Annotated in this window: 20 protein-coding genes; 10 read left to right on the plus strand and 10 right to left on the minus strand. The window is 72.9% G+C overall.

From position 1 onward, the window contains the following. The first annotated feature begins 186 nt into the window (after positions 1-186). The gene (locus AB0E02_RS10265; RefSeq protein WP_362137561.1) at positions 187-735 is read left to right on the plus strand and encodes a DoxX family protein; all 549 of its coding nucleotides are present in this window, start codon (positions 187-189) and stop codon (positions 733-735) included. Between the two features lie 51 nt (positions 736-786). Beyond that, positions 787-1,524 (plus strand): class I SAM-dependent methyltransferase, encoded by a 738-nt coding sequence (locus AB0E02_RS10270; RefSeq protein WP_362137562.1) that lies wholly within the window; start codon positions 787-789, stop codon positions 1,522-1,524. A gap of 33 nt (positions 1,525-1,557) precedes the next feature. Here the strand turns inward: AB0E02_RS10270 and AB0E02_RS10275 are convergent, their stop codons facing one another. Continuing rightward, a complete protein-coding gene (locus AB0E02_RS10275; RefSeq protein ID WP_362137563.1) occupies positions 1,558-2,028 on the minus strand; it encodes an SRPBCC family protein in 471 nt (156 codons plus the stop codon). Then, entirely contained in the window at positions 2,025-2,804 is a 780-nt protein-coding gene (locus AB0E02_RS10280; protein ID WP_362137564.1) for an alpha/beta fold hydrolase, read from the minus strand. Before AB0E02_RS10280 ends, AB0E02_RS10275 begins: the two co-directional genes overlap by 4 nt. Before the next feature lie 64 nt (positions 2,805-2,868). Here AB0E02_RS10280 and AB0E02_RS10285 point away from each other — a divergent pair, with 64 nt between their 5' ends. Both AB0E02_RS10285 and AB0E02_RS10290 read left to right on the plus strand, forming a co-directional pair. Further along, positions 2,869-3,516, plus strand: a complete 648-nt coding sequence (locus AB0E02_RS10285) for a TetR/AcrR family transcriptional regulator (protein ID WP_362137565.1) — start codon at positions 2,869-2,871, stop codon at positions 3,514-3,516. Positions 3,517-3,639: 123 nt separating this feature from the next. After that, positions 3,640-4,341 (plus strand): hypothetical protein, encoded by a 702-nt coding sequence (locus AB0E02_RS10290; RefSeq protein ID WP_362137566.1) that lies wholly within the window; start codon positions 3,640-3,642, stop codon positions 4,339-4,341. Between the two features lie 69 nt (positions 4,342-4,410). Here AB0E02_RS10290 and AB0E02_RS10295 read toward each other — a convergent pair whose 3' ends face one another. Next, on the minus strand, positions 4,411-4,782 hold the full coding sequence (locus tag AB0E02_RS10295; protein WP_362137567.1) for a cupin domain-containing protein: 372 nt from the start codon (positions 4,780-4,782) through the stop codon (positions 4,411-4,413). A 98-nt stretch (positions 4,783-4,880) separates the two neighbouring features. On the opposite strand from AB0E02_RS10295, the gene AB0E02_RS10300 reads away from it, so the two are divergent. Continuing rightward, the gene (locus AB0E02_RS10300; protein ID WP_362137568.1) at positions 4,881-5,741 is read left to right on the plus strand and encodes an AraC family transcriptional regulator; all 861 of its coding nucleotides are present in this window, start codon (positions 4,881-4,883) and stop codon (positions 5,739-5,741) included. A gap of 1 nt (position 5,742) precedes the next feature. Here the strand turns inward: AB0E02_RS10300 and AB0E02_RS10305 are convergent, their stop codons facing one another. Beyond that, positions 5,743-5,967: a hypothetical protein gene (locus tag AB0E02_RS10305; protein WP_362137570.1), complete on the minus strand. Its 225-nt coding sequence runs from the start codon at positions 5,965-5,967 to the stop codon at positions 5,743-5,745. Here AB0E02_RS10305 and AB0E02_RS10310 point away from each other — a divergent pair. The 4 genes from AB0E02_RS10310 (at position 5,966) to AB0E02_RS10325 (ending at position 10,190) form a co-directional block, all read left to right on the plus strand. Beyond that, positions 5,966-6,193, plus strand: coding sequence for a hypothetical protein (locus AB0E02_RS10310; RefSeq protein WP_362137571.1), 228 nt, complete (start codon positions 5,966-5,968; stop codon positions 6,191-6,193). The genes AB0E02_RS10305 and AB0E02_RS10310 overlap by 2 nt on opposite strands. A 118-nt stretch (positions 6,194-6,311) precedes the next feature. Further along, positions 6,312-7,238: a carbohydrate kinase family protein gene (locus AB0E02_RS10315; protein ID WP_362137572.1), complete on the plus strand. Its 927-nt coding sequence runs from the start codon at positions 6,312-6,314 to the stop codon at positions 7,236-7,238. A gap of 79 nt (positions 7,239-7,317) precedes the next feature. Continuing rightward, positions 7,318-9,444 carry a trehalose-6-phosphate synthase gene (locus AB0E02_RS10320; RefSeq protein WP_362137573.1) on the plus strand — a complete coding sequence of 709 codons (2,127 nt, stop codon included), beginning with the start codon at positions 7,318-7,320 and terminating at the stop codon, positions 9,442-9,444. 239 nt (positions 9,445-9,683) lie between these two features. Beyond that, positions 9,684-10,190, plus strand: a complete 507-nt coding sequence (locus AB0E02_RS10325; protein ID WP_362137574.1) for a hypothetical protein — start codon at positions 9,684-9,686, stop codon at positions 10,188-10,190. 87 nt (positions 10,191-10,277) lie between these two features. On the opposite strand, the gene AB0E02_RS10330 is transcribed toward AB0E02_RS10325, so the two are convergent. Beyond that, positions 10,278-11,027 (minus strand): L,D-transpeptidase family protein, encoded by a 750-nt coding sequence (locus AB0E02_RS10330; protein ID WP_362137575.1) that lies wholly within the window; start codon positions 11,025-11,027, stop codon positions 10,278-10,280. Positions 11,028-11,217: 190 nt separating this feature from the next. On the opposite strand from AB0E02_RS10330, the gene AB0E02_RS10335 reads away from it, so the two are divergent. Continuing rightward, positions 11,218-11,727 carry a DUF664 domain-containing protein gene (locus tag AB0E02_RS10335; protein WP_362137576.1) on the plus strand — a complete coding sequence of 170 codons (510 nt, stop codon included), beginning with the start codon at positions 11,218-11,220 and terminating at the stop codon, positions 11,725-11,727. Positions 11,728-11,745: 18 nt separating this feature from the next. On the opposite strand, the gene AB0E02_RS10340 is transcribed toward AB0E02_RS10335, so the two are convergent. The 5 genes from AB0E02_RS10340 to AB0E02_RS10360 all read right to left on the minus strand — a co-directional run bounded on the left by AB0E02_RS10340 (position 11,746) and on the right by AB0E02_RS10360 (position 14,866). Next, positions 11,746-12,249, minus strand: a complete 504-nt coding sequence (locus tag AB0E02_RS10340) for a metallophosphoesterase (protein ID WP_362137577.1) — start codon at positions 12,247-12,249, stop codon at positions 11,746-11,748. Positions 12,250-12,341: 92 nt separating this feature from the next. Then, positions 12,342-13,166 (minus strand): SDR family NAD(P)-dependent oxidoreductase, encoded by an 825-nt coding sequence (locus AB0E02_RS10345; RefSeq protein ID WP_362137578.1) that lies wholly within the window; start codon positions 13,164-13,166, stop codon positions 12,342-12,344. Positions 13,167-13,380: 214 nt separating this feature from the next. Further along, on the minus strand, positions 13,381-14,052 hold the full coding sequence (locus AB0E02_RS10350; RefSeq protein ID WP_362137579.1) for a hypothetical protein: 672 nt from the start codon (positions 14,050-14,052) through the stop codon (positions 13,381-13,383). Further along, positions 14,052-14,594 carry a sigma-70 family RNA polymerase sigma factor gene (locus AB0E02_RS10355; protein ID WP_362137580.1) on the minus strand — a complete coding sequence of 181 codons (543 nt, stop codon included), beginning with the start codon at positions 14,592-14,594 and terminating at the stop codon, positions 14,052-14,054. Before AB0E02_RS10355 ends, AB0E02_RS10350 begins: the two co-directional genes overlap by 1 nt. Then, complete coding sequence (locus AB0E02_RS10360; RefSeq protein ID WP_362137582.1) at positions 14,591-14,866, minus strand: hypothetical protein; 276 nt, start codon at positions 14,864-14,866, stop codon at positions 14,591-14,593. The genes AB0E02_RS10355 and AB0E02_RS10360 overlap by 4 nt, the downstream gene beginning before the upstream one ends. Between the last annotated feature and the right edge of the window lie 561 nt (positions 14,867-15,427).

The following is a 15,427-nucleotide window of genomic DNA, read 5'->3' on the forward strand; positions in this document are numbered from 1 at the left end:
GGCGTAGCACCATCGGCCGTAGAGGGTCCGGGCCCGAACCCGCTCGGGCCCCCATGGACACAGCACTCAACAGGTCGGCACGGACCGACGTGGCTCCACCCTCTCGACGTTCCCCACTGTGAGCGCACCGGCGCCGGTGTTCGACACCGCGGCATCCGACGCGCCGGTGCCGGAATCGACACCATCATGAGACTGCTCGCTGAGCGGCGGCCGGACGTGCAGGCCCGGCCCGACGCCCTTCGCTCTCCCCCGCTCGGCGCGGACCTCGGTCTGCTCCTCCTGCGCCTGACCGTCGGCCTGCTCATGGCCGGCCACGGCGCCCAGAAACTCTTCGGCTTCTACGACGGCTACGGGCTCGGCGGAACCGGCCGGGCGTTCGCCGCCCTCGGCTTCCACCCGGGCAGGTTCTACGCGGGTCTGGCCGGAGCCTCCGAATTCCTCGGCGGCCTCGGACTCGCGGCCGGTCTGTTCACCCCGCTCGCCGCGGCCGCCGTCCTCGGCGTGATGATCAACGCGATGATCCTCGGCGTGCCCCAGGGGCTCTGGACGAACGTCGGCGGCATCGAGTACCCGCTGTGCCTCGGCGCCGCCGCTCTCTCCATCGCGGCGATCGGACCGGGCCGCTTCGCGCTGGACCGGCCGTTCCGGTGGCGGGACGGTGGTCTGGGCTGTGCCGCCTTCGCCCTGGGCATGGGCGGACTGGGCGCCGCGCTCATCCAGCTGCTGGGGCTGTGACGCCGGCCGGCCCGCCCCCGTTCTACCGTGGGCCGACCTATGCTGAGGCCGATGTTCGCACCCGAAGGTCCCACGTTCCGTGAACTCGCCGTGCAGGCGCTGTCGTCCGTCGAGCACGGCTATGACCTGCTCGCCCCGAAGTTCGACCACACGCCGTTCCGGACGCCGGAGTCGGTGCTGGCTCCGGTGTCGCGGGCGCTGCGGGAGCTCGGCCCGTTCGGCAGCGGCCTCGATCTGTGCTGCGGTACGGGCGCGGGCATGGACGTCCTGCGCCAGGTGTGCCGGGAGCGGGTGACCGGGGTCGACATCAGCGCGGGGATGCTCGCGGTGGGCCGCGCCCGGGAGACGGTGACCGCCCGGCCGCCACGGCAGGAGTGGGTACGCGCGGATGCGCGGGCCCTGCCGTTCGGGCCGGTCTTCGACCTCGTGGTGAGCTTCGGGGCGTTCGGGCACTTCCTGCCGGGCGAGCGCCCCGGGCTGTTCGCACAGGTCCACTCCGTATTGCGGCCGGGCGGCCGGTTCGCTTTCCCGATCGCGGCGCCCTCCCGGCCGGGGTCGGCGGCGTACTGGATGCTGGCGGCCTTCGACGCGGCGATGCGGGTCCGCAACGCGCTGTGGCACCCGCCGTTCGTCATGTACTACCGGCCGTTCCGGCTGAGTGACGTCCGTGCGGAGCTGACCCGCGCCGGCTTCACCGTGCGGTTGCGCGCCCTGCCGGAGCTAGGCCGGCGCCCGGACGGCAGCCCCCGGTGCCGGCTCGTGGTGGCCACCCGGACCGGGGCGGTATGACGGCCCGCCCGCGGCCCTGAACCGGGCACCGGATCAAGGGAGTTCACAGGCCGCGCACACCCGTCGCAGCGTGGCCCGCATACCGGCGCGGTTGCGTGTGGCGCGCCGCCCGGCCGGGGTGCCGGTGAAGAGCAGCCCGAGCGTTTCGGCGATCCGGGCGCGCCATCCACCGCGCCGGTGGTCGACCCAGTACTCGGTGACCCGGGTTCCGCCGTCCGCCGTAGGGGCGAAGCGGTAGCCCCAACGGGCCACCGGCAGGCCGAAGGTGGCGACGTCGAAGGCGAACTCCCGGCCGGGCTCGTCGACGACGATCCGGCAGTGGGTGAACCACACCCAGCCGGCCCGGCGGTTGAACCCCACGAACCGGTCACCGCGCCGCCACACCCCGATGACCTCCGGACTCCACTCCTTCATCCGCCGGAGGTCCGATACGGCCCGGTGGAGGGCATGCGGCGGGGCGGCGCACTCCAGGGACTCCTCGACGGTCCATTCACGTGCGGTCATCGTCCGGCTCCTTCCTGCACAGTGCCGTCTGCGGTGGTGGGGGTGTGGGTGCGGGCGGCCACGACCGTGGCGGCGTCGAGGATCTGGCGTGTGACGGCGGCCGTGTCGGACAGGACGGAGAGGTGTCCGCAGCGGGGCCGGACGACGAGGCGGCCGTCCCGGCATGCCGCGAGGAAGCGGCGCTCGTCGCGGCGGAGCTGATCGCGGGCGCCGTTCACCAGCCAGACCGGGCCCGGGTAGGCCGCGAGCAGGGACACCGGGTCCATCCCGCAGACGGTCTCGATGGCGCTCGGCATCAGCTCGCTGCTCAGACCGCCGGCGACCATGGCCTCGGCCAGCGGGGCGGGCAGCGCACGGCGGAACGCGTAGGCACTCAGCCGGTTGGCCGCCTCGGGATGCCTGCCCCCGAGGCGCGCTGCTCGGCGGTAGGCGGTGCGGAGCATTCCGCGGGGTACGGCGGTGCAGCCCATCGCCATCAGTCCGCCGACCCGTTCCGGGTGGCGGGCGGCGGTGGCCGTCGCGACATAGCCGCCCAGGGACAGGCCGATGAGCATCGCCCGGCCGCCGAGCTCGTCGATGGCGTCGGTGACCGCCGCGACAGCGCCGGGGAGGGTGAACGGTTCGCCGCGCCGGGAGCCGTGGCCCGGCAGGTCGGGGGCGAGTGCGGGATGGCGGCTGCCGAGGGCATCGATCACGGGGCGCCACATCGTGCCGCTCACGCGCATGCCGTGGACGAAGACGAGAGGCAGCCCGGCTTGTGAGGGTGGTGGTGTCATGGCCGGCACGCTAGCAGGAAATGCAACGCAACGTTGCGTTGTTTTTTGCTGGTAGGCTTCCCCCATGAACGGAAGTGGACAGCGGGGCGGACCGGAGCGGCGGGCCGAACGGAGCGAGTCGGGCGGGCGCCCGGGCGAGCGGCGGGCCGGGGGGCCGCGCAAGGCGCAGGAGATCTTCGACGCGACGCTGGACCTGCTCGCGGCGCACGGCTACGAGGGGCTGACCATCGAGGGCGTCGCCCAGCGGTCCGGCGTCAACAAGACCACGATCTACCGCTGGTGGCCGTCCAAGGGGGCCCTTCTGGGCGCCGCGCTCATCGGGGCGCGGCGGCTCGACTTCGACCCGCCCGACACGGGGAGCCTCCAGGGCGATCTGGAGGCGCTCCTGGGGACGATCGTCACCCTCCTGACCGCACCGCCGTCCTGCGACATCGCGGTGGCGACGCTGGGCGCCGTCACCCACAGCCCCGAACTCGCGGGCCACATAAGGGAGTTCTTCGCCGACCGGCTCGCCCGCGAGCTGCCGGTCTTCGACCGGGCCGTTGCCCGGGGCGAACTCGCGGCGGACGCCGACCCCACGCTGCTGGTGGATCTACTGGCCGGCGCCGCATGGTTCCGACTGACGCTACGTCAACTCCCGCTGGACCAGGACTTCGCGTCCCACGCGGTCCGCACCGTCCTCAAAGGCGCGGGCACTTCTAACCCCCTTTAAACGCTCTGTTGCATCATCAACTACAACTTTACGAATTCTTGGTGTAGTTGAATCACTTTTCACTCCAGTCTCAAATGCAACAGCGATGGACACGGGGGAAGAGACACGAGGAGCGGGCGCACGATGACCACGATGACCCGGGGGACGAGCCGGTGGACGAGCGGCGGCATACGGTCGGCGGGCCGAGGAGCGGTACTGTCCGCGGTGGCGCTGGGACTGGTGACCGCGATGGCCGCACCGGCCGTCGCGGCGGACGATCCGACACGTGAGCAGCTCATGGCGGACTGCGCCTCCGGCGAGGGCAAGTGCAGCTTCAACGAGCCGGTGCTCGGCAAGGCGTACCTCGGGGACTTCCACCAGGTCTCCGACTCGCTCTACAACTGCAGCACGTCGGACGCCACCCAGTCGATGGGCTGGTCGGACACGGTGGGTTCGACGGACTCCGCGGGCGTCTCGGTGACCGCCGGCGGCAAGATCGCCGGTCTGATCGACCTGAGCGTCACCGCGACCTACAGCCACACCTGGTCCAGCTCGCACACCGAGAACAGCTCCCTCAGCATGACCGTCAAGCCCGGTGAGGTCGGCTGGATCTCCCGCGCGCAGGTCATGCAGACGGTCTCCGGCACCTGGCAGACGCACTACGACAGCCCGAAGTGGGGCCACTACTACTGGTTCGTGCCGGACACCGTCACCGGTCCCGCGACCAACGGGACGGACGGGCAGAGCAACGCGGTGACGGTCAAGACCCGCAAGATGACGGCCGCCGAGAAGTCGTCGTGCGCGGCCGGCAGCAAGCACGGCCGGGCATTCGTCGTGCAGCACTGACGCCTGCGCCGGTGCCGCCTCCCGGACGACGGGAGGCGGCACAGCGACCGGAGGCGGCCGGCGGCTCCGCTAGTCCAGGACCTCGGTCGCCTTCGTCCTCGGGCCTCCGGCGTCACCGGTGTTGGGCGTGCCGGCCGGTTCGAGCAGCAGGACCGCGGTCTCCTCGTCCGCCACCGGGCAGTGCTCGACACCGCGGGGCACCACGAACAACTCGCCGGGGCCGAGGACCACATCGCCGTCCCGCAGCTGGATGGTGAGCCGGCCGCTGATCACCAGGAACAGCTCGTCGGTGTCCTCGTGGGTGTGCCAGACGAACTCCCCCTTCAGCTTGGCGAGTTTGACCTCGTAGTCATTGAGGTCGGCCACCTTCTTCTGCGACCACAGGTCGGAGAACTGCGCGAGTTTGTCCGCGAGATTGATCGCGACGGGAGCCTGGGGCATACCGGTCCTTCCTTACCGTACGTCGGCCCGGACCGTTCGCATCCGGGCTGGTGAGAGCCTCCCGTACGGCGCGCTCGCCGGTCTTGTACGTTCCTGACATGACAGCAGAGCGGCCCCCCTCCGCGTCCCGGCCCCGCACGCCGCTCGCCCCGCCCCGTACCTCGGTCACGGCCTGGCGGCCCTCCGTGGCGGGCATCTCCGAGGTCCTGCATGCGCACTTCACCGACCACGCCTACCCGACGCACACCCATGACACCTGGGACCTGATGATCCTCGACGACGGAACGGTCGACTTCACGCTCGACCGCGACCGTCATGGCGCGACCGGCACGGGGACGGTCGTCCTGCTGCCTCCCGGGGTCCCCCACGACGGCCGGACGGTCACCGCGGGCGGCTTCCGCAAGCGGGTGCTCTACCTCGACACGTCCGTGCTTCCCGAGCGGCTGACCGGCCGCGCGGTGGACCGGCCACTGCTCGACGACGCCCTGTTGCGCCGGCGCATCCACCAGCTGCACACGGCCCTGGACGCCACCGGCGACACGTTCGAGGCCGAGTCCCGGCTGGTGTTCATACGGGAGCGGCTGCACGGGCACCTCGACACCTGGCGGCCGTGCACGCCCGGCCGCGAGGGAAGCCGGCTGGCCGCCGAGTTGCGGGAGCTGCTCGACGCCCGCGTCAGCGCCGGCCTCTCGCTGCAGGAGGCCGCCGCCACCCTGCACGCCCACCCCACGCATCTGATCCGCTGCTTCAAGCAGACCTACGGGCTGCCGCCGCATACCTATCTGACCGGAAAGCGGATCGAGCGGGCGCGCCGGCTGCTGCTCGACGGCCGACGGCCGGCCGCGGTCGCGGCGGCGGTCGGCTTCCACGACCAGGCGCATCTGAACCGGCACTTCACCCGGCACATGGGCACGACACCGGCACGGTTCGCCGCGGGGGCGGACCGCGCACGGCCGTAGGTCAGGTGCCCGTAGTGGTGGCCTCGAAGTCGCGGACGAAGCGGGTCAGCAGGCGGGCCGGGGCGGCGCGGTCCGCGGTGGACCAGCCGGCGGTGGACTCGGCGATGACCCGGCAGCGGAAGCCGCGGATCCGCGCGAGGACGTCCCGCCCCTCCTGAGGGGGGACGAACAGCGAGCGACGGCCGTCCCGCTGATCGACCCCGCGCCGAAGCAGCCCGGCCTCCATGGCCTGCGCGGTCGGCCGACTGGACCTCGGCTGGTCGACGCCGAGCAGCGCGGCGGTCCGCACGCACGGTGAGCCACAACTCGACGGCATCATCGCGGAGTGCGCGGCCGGCGGCTGGACCCGTCGCGCCGCGCTCCCCGCGCCGGCCCTCACCGACGAGGGCCGCGCCGCGCACGCGGAGGCGGCGACCCGCATCGCGGTCGCCCGGGCGCCGGCGGGGGCATGACCCAGGGCCGTTCCCCAAGACCGCACTTCGGGTCGCGCCGGCCGGGAAAGACCGTCATTTCGGCCAATTCACCTTCGCAACAGGTTTGTTGCGCTGCGTGGCTGCCTACAGTCCCGCCATGAGGCATGGGCGTGACGCGGTGGACGGCCGGGTGCTGGTGGCCGGGTCCTACTCGGTGGATCTGGTGTTCCGGGAGCCGGCGGAACCCGTCGCGTACGGGAAGGAAGTGTGGGCCGACGGCTTCGGGATGGCGCCCGGTGGGGCGTACACCCTCGCCATGGGGCTGCGGCGGCTGGGCCGGGAGGTCGTCTGGGCGACGGACTTCGGTACCGACCCGTTCAGCCGGGAGGTGCTGGCCGCCGCGCGCCACGAGGGCCTGGACGAGCGGGGCTTCCGGCACCATCCGGGCCCCGTGCGCAGGGTGACGGTTGCCCTGTCCCGGCCGGAGGACCGCGCCATGGTCTCCTACGAAGACCCGGTCGCCGTCCGCCCGTTGGCCGAACTGATCGAGACACACCGGCCGGCGCTGGTGATGCTGCCGCATCTCCAGTACGGGGCCGAGGTGTCCGCGGCGCTGGACGTTGCCGACCGCGTCGGGGCGGAGGTCTTCATGGACTGCCAGGACTTCGCCGGCACGGTGGATGTGCCGGAGGTGGCGAAGGTGCTCGGCAGGGTGGCCGTGTTCGCCCCCAACGCCGCGGAGGCGCTGCGGGTGACGGGGGCCGGTTCCGTGGCGGACGCGGTCGAGGTGCTGGCCGGGCTCGTGCGCACCGTCGTGGTCAAGCAGGACGCCGCGGGCGCCCTGGCCGCCGAGCACGGGGTACGGCTCGCGCAGCCGTCGGTGCCGGTGGAGGTCGTGGACACCACGGGCGCGGGAGACTGCTTCAACGTGGGCTTCGTGCACCGGCGGCTGGCGGGCGGGACGCTCGCCGAGTGCCTGGCCGCCGGTGTCGCCTGCGGCGCGGCGGCCGTCACGGCCGCGGGTTCGGCCGCCGCACCGGACGCGGCGGGCCTGGAGCGCTGGCTCGCGCGTCTCCCCGGATGACCGCGCGCACCCTCACACACCACGGCTGAGCGTCTTCCGCGTTCCACCACCCACGGCATCCGAGGACAACGGGGGCACCATGACATCGCTGCGACCGGACGAGCGGCCCGCCCCCGCACCGAAGGTGCTCGTCACCGACCTGGACGGCACCCTGCTCGGCGGTGACCGCGCGGACCGCCGGCGGCTGCGGGCGGCGCTGGACCGGCACCCCGAGGTGACCGTGGTGTTCGCCACCGGCCGCTCACTGGCGTCGGTCGAGCGGATCCTGGACCGGGACCCGCTGGTCCCCCGGCCCCGGTGGATCATCGCCGACGTCGGGGCGAGCGTGATCGACGGATCGGACCGGAGCCGCGTCGACGTGGTGCAGAACCAGCTGCGCGAAGGCTGGCCGGGACACCGGCGGGTGCGTGAGCGGATGGCACGGTTCCCGGAGCTGGAGTACCAGGAAGGGGTGGTCCAGGAGGGCCGCTGCTCGTTCTTCCTGCGACCCGGGCGGCTCACCGACGACATCGCCGCCGCGGTGAGGGAGTTGGGCTGCGGATGGACGTACTCGGCGGGGCGCTACTTCGACGTGCTGCCCGCCGCGGCGAGCAAGGGCCGGGCGCTCGCCCTGCTCGCCCGCAAACTCCAGTGGTCCATGCAGTCGGTGCTGGTGGCGGGCGACTCGCTCAACGACCTGTCGCTGTTCGAACTCGGCGCCCACGGCGTCCTGATGAGCGAGGCGGAACCGGCCCTGCGGAAGCGGATCGCGGACCGCACCGAGGTGTACCGGCCGGACCGGGCCGGTGCGGCCGGCATCCTCGCCGCCCTGGAGGGCCTGGGCTGGATCGAGCGCACGCACGACGTGGTGGTGGGGTACCACCGGCCGCCGGTGCGCTGGGCCGACGGGCGGTGGCGGCGGCCGGTGAGCCCCAACGGCGTACTGCCCACCCTGCAGGGCCTCTTCGGCACCGACGGGCCGGACGGGGTGTGGGCCACCGCGCTGGTCGAGGACGGCACCGCACCGCACGCCGCTCCGGAGTCCGGCCGTCCGCACCGCACCGGGCTTCCGCTGGCGTTCCTGCCGGTGGACGGCGCGCAGTGGACGCAGTACTTCCACCGCGCCTGCAAGGAGACGCTGTGGCCGGTGCTGATGTCGCAGCCCGGCCGGATGCGGTACAGCGCCTCGGCCTGGCGCCACTACGAACGGTTCAACGCCCGCTTCGCCGACCACCTCAGCGCCCATGCGGCCCGTGACGCCACGGTCTGGCTGCACGACTACAACCTGTGGCTGGTGCCCGGCATGCTGCGCGCCACGCGCCCGGACCTGCGGCTGGGGCTGTTCCACCACACGCCCTTTCCCCCGGCGGACGCCTTCAACCGGCTGCCGACGGCGGGGCAGCTGCGCGAGTCCCTCGCCTGCCTGGACTGGGCCGGGTTCCACACCGAGGCGTTCGCCGGCCACTTCCGGCAGGTGCTGGCCGGTGCCGCGCCGATGCCGCGTACGGGTGTGCATCCGCTGGGCATCGACCGCCGGGCCGTCGAAGAGCTGGCCCGCGCGCGCAACGTCCGCGCCGGTAGGGCCCGCGGCGGGCCGCTCCTGGTCCTGTCGGTGGAACGGCTCGACTATGCCAAGGCCCCGCTGGAGAAGGTCCGGGCGATCGACACACTGCTCACCCAGCGACCGTCACTGCGCGGCAGGTTGGTGTTCCGGCTGGTGTGCCCGCCGCCGGAGCCGGGGATCCGGATCCACGACGCCACCCGGGCGGCCCTGGAACACGCCATCGACGAGGTCAACGGCCACTGGGACAACGGGAGTTGGCGGCCGGTCGACTATCTGCCACGGGCCCTGCCGTTCGCCGAGGTGGTCGACCAGTACCTCGCGGCGGAGGTGTTCTGGGTGACCTCTCTCCAGGACGGGATGAACCTCACCGCGAAGGAATTCATCGCCAGCCACGCCGCGACCGGCCGTCCCGGGGTCCTCATCCTCTCCCGGCACACCGGCGCGGCCGCCCAACTGGGCACCGCGGCACTGCTCACCGACCCGCGCTCACCGCAGGACCTCGTCGACACGCTGCACCGGGCGCTGACCATGACGCCCGGCGAACGCACCGCCCACCTCGGCCGCCTGGCGGCGCTGCTCGACGATCCATCGCCCGCCCGGTGGGCCCGCGACATCCTCACGGCCATCGGGGAAGCGGCGGCGGACCGGCGGCCCCGGGCGTAGCTCCGTAGGTGACATGACGTCAGGACGGCCCGACACCGGTACCGGCCTGGCCGAATTTCCCCCCTTGACCCAGGGTGCACAGGCACGCACAGCGGGTATCACCTCTCCGCACCACTTCTCCGCGGAGCTTCTCCGCACCACTTCTCCGCGCCACTCCTCCGCGGCGCTTCTCCGCACCTCCCCCTTTCTCTCCTTCTCCCCCTTCGCGCCTCACCCTTCCGCGCTCCCGGGAGCCGCTCATGAAGCACACCCACCCCCAGCCCGGCGACATCGGGCTCACCCGCATCAACGGCGTCACCGGCCGGCTGATCCGCTTCGGCCAGTGGATCAACGGCGACGGCTTCGCCGACTACGAACACGCCTTCCTGGTCCTGCCCGACGACCGGCTGCTGGAGGCCGAGCCGGGCGGCGCGCGCATCCGGCCGCTCACCTGGTACGACGACGCCGAGGTGCTCTACGTCTGCCCGGAAGGGCTCACCGCACAGCAGCGCTCGGCCATCTGCCGGGCCGCCACGCGCTATGTCGGCGTGCCCTACAGCTTCCTCGACTACCTCGCGATCGCCACGCACCGCTTCCATGTGCCCGTGCCGGGCCTGCGCCGCTATGTCGCCAGCACCCGGCACATGATCTGCTCCCAGCTCGTCGACCAGTGTTACCAGGACGGCGGGGTGCACCTCTTCGCGGACGGCCGCTGGTCCGGCTATGTGACGCCGATGGCGCTGTACACGCTGCTGGCCACCGACTGAGCGGGCGGCCGGGGGCGGCGGTCCGTTCCACGGCGCCTCACCCCCGGCCGTCTCCCGACGCCGTCACCGGCCCCATCGCCCGGCCCGTCAGGTGCCGGGCTTGCGTCCGTAGACGTGGACGTCGTCGCCGGTCCGCAGCAGGGACCAGTACTTCGCGGCGTCGCCGCTGCGCATGTTGACGCAGCCGTGCGAGCCGGGGGCCGACCAGACGCTGCCGCTGATGGAGTGGAAGGCCTGACCGCCGTCGAAGAACTGGCTGTACGGCATGGCCACGTGGTACAGCGTCGAGACGTGGTGCAGATGGCGCCAGTAGATCTTCTTGGCGCCGGTGCGGGTCTCGTACCCGTCCCGGCCGCTGCGGATCGGCACCGGCCCGTAGACCAGCCGGGAGCCGTCCTGGATCCAGCTGAGCTGACGGGTGAGGTCGACGCAGGCGATGCGGCCCTTGGTGGTCGGGCAGTGGTGCGCCTTGTTCGGGTGGTGGCCGGCCGCCCGCTGCTGGGTGACCAGACTCATCACGCCCCAGGTGACGGGCCCGGCGTAACCGATGTTCGGGGTGATGCCGTGGCTGGTCTGGAAGGCCCGGATCGCGCGGCAGTCGGCGGCCGACTGCCGGCCGTCCACGGGCAGTCCGAGGAAGCGTTCGGCCTGCTTCTGGTACGGGCCGCGGGACGCGGTGCAGGCCGAGGCCGCGGTGGCGGCCTGGGCCGGGGCGCCGAGGGCGACCGTCAGCGGAACGGTCAGCGTGGTGAGGGCGAGCGCGGCGGCGGCCCGGCGTCCGGCACGGGGCCGCGTCGGGATGCGCCGGGGTATGCGCAGCGAGAATCGTCTTTTCATGCCCGGTAGGACTGTTTGCCCCACCTGGTGGTTGCAGCCGTGACCGACCCGGAATATCGGATACGCCGGATCCGGCCGCCGGTGGTCTCCGGGGTGGTGAGGGGACGGACCGGCCTCCCACGATTCGTGCCCCGGGCTTGCGACGATGGGCACGCCGCGGGGGAACTGTGTCGCCGCCAAGGAGGCTGTCATGACCGCCAGCACGGACCTGCTCGTCGATGCCTTCGGCCGTATCCGGGAGGCCGTCGAGGAGGCGGTCACCGGACTCGGTCCGGACGAGCTCAGCACCCGTCCCGAGGACGACGCCAACTCGATCGGCTGGCTGGTCTGGCATCTGACCCGGATCCAGGACGATCACCTGGCCGGGGTGGCCGGCACCGAGCAGCTGTGGACGTCGGACGGCTGGTACGAGCGCTTCGGCCTGCCGTTCCCGGCCGATGACACCGGTTACGGCCACTCCCGCAAGGAGGTGGCGGCGGTGAAGGACCTCAGCGAGGAGCTGCTCACCGGCTATCACGAGGTCGTCCACGACACCACGGTGCAGTATCTGGCCGGCATCGCCGACAAGGACCTGAAGCGCGTCGTCGACCGGTCCTGGACGCCGTCGGTCACCATGGGCGTCCGCCTCGTCAGCGTGATCGCCGACGGTCTGCAGCACGCGGGACAGGCGGCGTACGTACGGGGGCTGCTCGGGTACTGAGGGCGCCGCCGACGGGGCTCAGGTCCGCGGGGGCAGGCGGTGCAGTTCGACCCCGGTCAGCCGGCCGGAGGCGAGCTCCACGGTCATGTACGTGCAGTACGGCTGGCGTCGGCGGTCGGTCGGGGAGCCGGGATTGAGCAGGCGCAGCCGGCCGTCGGCGACCGAGTCCCAGGGGATGTGGCTGTGCCCGAAGATCAGGACGTCGAGGTCGGGGAAGCGGGCGGCGCAGCGGCGCTCCCGGCCCTGGGCGGGGCCGGTTTCGTGCACCACGCCGAACCGCAGGCCCGCCAGGTCGGCGTGGGCCACCTCGGGCAGCCGGGCGCGCAGTTCCGGGCCGTCGTTGTTGCCGTACACCCCGATCAGCCGCCGGGCGCGGGTCTGGAGCAGGTCCAGGGTGGCGGTGTCGACCCAGTCCCCGGCGTGCAGGACGGCATCGGCGCGCGGTACCTCGTCGAGCAGCTGGGGCGGCAGGGCCTTGGCGCGCTTGGGCAGATGGGTGTCGGAGAGGAGCAGGAGTCGCACGGCCCCGACGGTAGCCCTCCCCCGGCCGCCCGGCATGTCGGCGTGCGCCCCTGCCCGGCTGGCTGTGCGCCCCCTGTCCCGTGCGCCGCGGGTCAGCGTTCCTGGGCGGTCGGCCGGACCGTGATCTCGTTGATGGCGACATGGGCCGGCTGGGTGACCATGAAGGTGAGGGAGCGGGCGATGTCCTCGGCCCGCAGCCAGCTCTCCTGCGGCATCCCGTGCGCCGCGGCGGCCTGGCTGCCGAGCGTCATCTCCGTGGTGGTCATGCCCGGTTCGACCAGTCCGACCCGGACGCCGCGGCCGGTCACCTCCTGCCGCAGCGCTTCGCTGAAGGAGCACACCGCGTGCTTGGTGGCGGAGTAGACGCTGTTGTCCTTCCGGGGCACCCGCCCGGCGACCGAGCTGACGGTCACCAGGTCGGCGACGCCGCGCGGGGCGTCGGTCGCGGCGCGGAGCAGATGCGGGAGCGCGGCGTGCGACATCCGCAGCACCGTCCGGAGGTTGAGGTCGACCATCCGGTCCCAGTCCTCGGGGTCGCTCTGCTCGACGGGGCTGCGTGCGCCGTAGCCCGCGTTGTTGACCAGGATGTCGAGCCGCCCGAAGCGGGCGACGGTCTCGTCGACGGTGCGCTGCGGCAGGGCGGGGTCGGTCAGGTCGGCGGCCACCGCCAGGGACGGAACGCCCAGCTCGTCGAGGGTCGCGGTGAGTTCCGCCAGCCGTGCGCGGCGGCGGGCGACCAGTGCGACGGACGCGCCCGCGCGGGCCAGGGCCAGCGCGGTGGCCGCGCCGATGCCGCTGGAGGCGCCGGTGACCAGCGCCACGGTGCCGGCCAGCGGTGCGCGGCCGGCGCGACCGGGCGCCCCTGCGGTCCCGGACCCGCCCGCCGCGCTGCTGTGGCCGCTCTCTTCGGTGTGCATGTCCGCCGCTCCTCCTGGTCGCTCGCCTCGGGGACCTTGATCGCTCGCCCGCGCGTCCTTGGTCACGCGCGAGGCGAGCCGGCCGGTCCCGCCCTGCCCGTACCCCTCCTCGGGGCGGAATCACCCGGGGAGCCCGGTGGCGGGCGGTCTTTGCGCTTCATGGGTGAGGCCCGGCAGGCATGGTGTGCCTGCCGGGCGGTGGGTCCGGCGGGGGTCAGTGGGCGGCGAGTTCGCGCGGGAGGTGGTTGCGCTGGAGGAAGGACTGCAGGGTGCGGTCCCAGGTGCGGGCGAAGCCCAGGGCGAGTTCGGTCGTGCCCCGTACCGGGAGCGGGAGGTGCCGTTCGGCGGCGAAGCCCATCATGCGGGCGACGGCGCGCCAGAGCCGGGCGTCGGTGCTGCGGCCGACCGCGGCGTGGTGCACGGCCAGCAGGTGGGCGGCGAGCTCGTCGCCCGCGCCGGCCGCGAACCGCCACCAGTACAGGGCGCTGTCCCACTTGTCGAGCGTGTAGAGGAGGCAGGCGAAGGTGCGTGCGCCGGCCGCGTCGTAGTCCGCCGCGAAGGCGCCGAGGGTGTCGATGTCCTTGGAGCGGAGCACGACGTGGCACAGCCGCCGGGCCTCGGCGAGGACGGCTGCGGGCGGGACGCCCGCGTCGAGGAGGGGGGTGGGGCGGCGGCGCCGGCGTCCGCGGGCGGCGGCCGGGCGTACGGGGGTGGGGCGGATGCCGCCGACCGGCCCGCGGGTGACGGGGTCGGGTTCCCGGCCGGTGCCGTCGGCGATGCGGGCGGCCAGCCGCTGGGTGAAGGCCACCGGGTCGTGGTCGGCGAACTCCCGGCCGATGGCCTCGGCCTGCCGGCGCAGCAGGTCCACGAGCAGGTCGTCGGGCATCACGCGTCCTCTCCGGTCCCGCAGGAACCGTTCGTCATCATCTCTTTGAGCCGTTGCAGGCCGATGCTGGTGCTGACCTTGGCGGCGCCCGGGGTGGTGTGGAGCCGCTCGGCGATCTGCTCGTAGGAGAGGCCCGCGAGGTGGCGCAGGCGCACGGAGTTGGCCTGCAGCGGCGCGGTGGCCTCCAGGGCGTCCAGGGCGAGGTCGAGCGGTTCGCAACTGCGCAGCTCCTGGAGGTAGGCGGTGTCCGGCGGGTCGGCGTAGGGCTGGACCCGGCTGTTGCGGATCTCGCGGCGGTAGAAGTCGGAGATCACACCGTGCAGGATCGTGTAGGTCATGGCCTTGGGGTTGACGTGGGCGAGGATGCGTTCCCATTTGACGTACATGCGGCGGCCGGCTTCCAGCGTGGCCTCCTCGGCGTCCCGGCGGTCCCTGAGCCGGGAGGCGGCGACGGCGAGGAGGGCCTTCTGCTCGCGCTGGAAGAAGACCTCGAAGTCCAGTGGCAGGTCGGTGGGGCTGGCCAGGGGAGAGTGCTCGTTCACCGGCTCTCCTCACAGCGGGAGCCGGCCGTGGGCCGCAGTGGCGGCGGGATGACGTCCGGGAACGCGCCGGGGCGCGGGCGGTACGGGCCGAGGGGGCCGCGCGGGGCCGGGCCGGTGTACGGACGGGCGGGGGCGTACGGGTGCTCCGCGCGGGCCTGCGAGGCGGCGCGGACCACGCGGCGGACAAGGGCGTCGAGTCCTGTGGCGGTCAACCGGTAGGCGCCGACCAGTGCCAGCGCGTACCAGGGCCATTCGTGCCGCAAGTGCTCCACGAGCCCTCCCTTCTTGTGAGGTGCAGCCCCGCTCCGCGTCGTTGCGGAGGGGGCGGAACGGAAAGCCGTTCCTGTCCCTCTCACCGATGAGAGGGGGCCTCAGGGTTAATCAGGCTTCGCACAGAATCAGCAGAAAGTGATCGATCAATTGCACACTGTGCTTCCGACCTGCACTTTTGTGCATGCGGCGTGATCAATGCCACATTGACGTGAGGTTTAATCACGGGTAACTAGCGTTCGAAACCCGGGGGTTGGGTTCGCGCCGAACGCGACGGTGCGTCAGCAGCACCGCGCTCACCGGCGATGCGGGCCGCGGCCCGCACACCCCGCGGCCCGACGAGCCGTAGCACTGGCCAGAGGTCTGTGCGCGGTGCGTGCGTGCCTGCGCAGCGCATGCACCAAGAGCTCCGGATGCGCTCGGCGGACACCCCCCGGAGCCGGTGGGTGATCGCCGGCAGCACCGGAGGGATGCGCCACGGCACGGGGGTTGCGCCCCTGCCGGTCACAGCGGGTGCACCCTCCGCAGGCACGGCCGGGCCGCCGCGACAAGGGGGCAGGGCG

This window comes from Streptomyces sp. NPDC048196 (genome assembly GCF_040652715.1).
Lineage (GTDB): Bacteria > Actinomycetota > Actinomycetes > Streptomycetales > Streptomycetaceae > Streptomyces > Streptomyces siderophoricus.

What these genes read in the sequence shown, in the direction of transcription:
- AB0E02_RS10290 (WP_362137566.1), top strand. Translation starts at nt 3,640, where the DNA reads ATGACCACGATGACCCGGGGGACGAGCCGGTGGACGAGCGGCGGCATA.
- AB0E02_RS10310 (WP_362137571.1), top strand. Translation starts at nt 5,966, where the DNA reads ATGGCCTGCGCGGTCGGCCGACTGGACCTCGGCTGGTCGACGCCGAGC.
- AB0E02_RS10300 (WP_362137568.1), top strand. Translation starts at nt 4,881, where the DNA reads ATGACAGCAGAGCGGCCCCCCTCCGCGTCCCGGCCCCGCACGCCGCTC.
- AB0E02_RS10285 (WP_362137565.1), top strand. Translation starts at nt 2,869, where the DNA reads ATGAACGGAAGTGGACAGCGGGGCGGACCGGAGCGGCGGGCCGAACGG.
- AB0E02_RS10280 (WP_362137564.1), bottom strand. Translation starts at nt 2,804, where the DNA reads ATGACACCACCACCCTCACAAGCCGGGCTGCCTCTCGTCTTCGTCCAC.
- AB0E02_RS10295 (WP_362137567.1), bottom strand. Translation starts at nt 4,782, where the DNA reads ATGCCCCAGGCTCCCGTCGCGATCAATCTCGCGGACAAACTCGCGCAG.
- AB0E02_RS10350 (WP_362137579.1), bottom strand. Translation starts at nt 14,052, where the DNA reads ATGCCCGACGACCTGCTCGTGGACCTGCTGCGCCGGCAGGCCGAGGCC.
- AB0E02_RS10330 (WP_362137575.1), bottom strand. Translation starts at nt 11,027, where the DNA reads ATGAAAAGACGATTCTCGCTGCGCATACCCCGGCGCATCCCGACGCGG.
- AB0E02_RS10325 (WP_362137574.1), top strand. Translation starts at nt 9,684, where the DNA reads ATGAAGCACACCCACCCCCAGCCCGGCGACATCGGGCTCACCCGCATC.
- AB0E02_RS10305 (WP_362137570.1), bottom strand. Translation starts at nt 5,967, where the DNA reads ATGGAGGCCGGGCTGCTTCGGCGCGGGGTCGATCAGCGGGACGGCCGT.
- AB0E02_RS10315 (WP_362137572.1), top strand. Translation starts at nt 6,312, where the DNA reads ATGAGGCATGGGCGTGACGCGGTGGACGGCCGGGTGCTGGTGGCCGGG.
- AB0E02_RS10345 (WP_362137578.1), bottom strand. Translation starts at nt 13,166, where the DNA reads ATGCACACCGAAGAGAGCGGCCACAGCAGCGCGGCGGGCGGGTCCGGG.
- AB0E02_RS10275 (WP_362137563.1), bottom strand. Translation starts at nt 2,028, where the DNA reads ATGACCGCACGTGAATGGACCGTCGAGGAGTCCCTGGAGTGCGCCGCC.
- AB0E02_RS10320 (WP_362137573.1), top strand. Translation starts at nt 7,318, where the DNA reads ATGACATCGCTGCGACCGGACGAGCGGCCCGCCCCCGCACCGAAGGTG.
- AB0E02_RS10270 (WP_362137562.1), top strand. Translation starts at nt 787, where the DNA reads ATGTTCGCACCCGAAGGTCCCACGTTCCGTGAACTCGCCGTGCAGGCG.
- AB0E02_RS10335 (WP_362137576.1), top strand. Translation starts at nt 11,218, where the DNA reads ATGACCGCCAGCACGGACCTGCTCGTCGATGCCTTCGGCCGTATCCGG.
- AB0E02_RS10265 (WP_362137561.1), top strand. Translation starts at nt 187, where the DNA reads ATGAGACTGCTCGCTGAGCGGCGGCCGGACGTGCAGGCCCGGCCCGAC.